Raw genomic sequence first — 790 nt, forward strand, 5'->3', positions numbered from 1 at the left:
TCGGACAGTGGGCCCTCCTAAAATGGGGGTCTACCGAAAGTAGAGATCAGCATGACCGCATCACGCAAGCGATTTACCCAGGAGTTCAAGGACGAGCTGTGCCGCGAGGTGATCAACACGTCCAAGCCGATCAAGGACGTGGCCACCGCGTACGGTGTCGGCCCTGAAACGCTCCGCAACTGGCTGGTCAAGTACCGGGCGGCCAACGGCGGCACGGAGGTGGATCTGACGGTGTCGGAACGGGCCCGGCTGAAGGAGCTCGAGCGTGAAGTTCAAGAGCTGCGGGCGGAGACTGCCTTCTTGAAAAAAGCCAGCGCTTACTTCGCGCGGGAGCAGCGGTAGTGAGCAAGCACGAATTCATCGATTCCCAAAAAGCTGAGCCCGCCAATCTCAATTCGGTCGTGAAAATGTGCCGTTGGTTGGCCGTCTCGACGTCCGGTTTCTATCACTGGGCCACACGCCCGCAATCGGCCACGGCGGCCCGCCGCCAGGGCCTGACCGCGCGGATCCAGCACTTCTTCGAGGAGTCCGAGGGCACCTACGGCTACCGGCGCATCCATGCCGACCTCGCCGCGGAACAGACCGAGTGCTCACCCGAGCTGGTGCGGCAGATCATGCGCTGCCAGGGCCTGGTGGCCTGTCAGCCACGGCCGTTCCGCATCACCACCGAGGCTGATGCTAAGGCTGCCGCGGGCATGCCAGATCTCGTCAACCGGGACTTCACCGCCGACCGCCCTGGGGTGAAGTTCGTCGGCGACATCACCTATTAGGCTCAGCGTCTCGTTATGTG

Annotated in this window: 1 pseudogene; it reads left to right on the plus strand. The window is 62.8% G+C overall.

The window, feature by feature from the left end:
- Positions 1–51 precede the first annotated feature (51 nt).
- Positions 52–767: pseudogene (locus tag BJQ90_RS08885) on the plus strand (IS3 family transposase); the annotation flags it as partial.
- Positions 768–790: the final 23 nt, after the last annotated feature.

Origin of the sequence: Arthrobacter sp. SO3 (assembly GCF_020532825.1) — a bacterium.
Classification (GTDB): Bacteria; Actinomycetota; Actinomycetes; order Actinomycetales; family Micrococcaceae; genus Arthrobacter.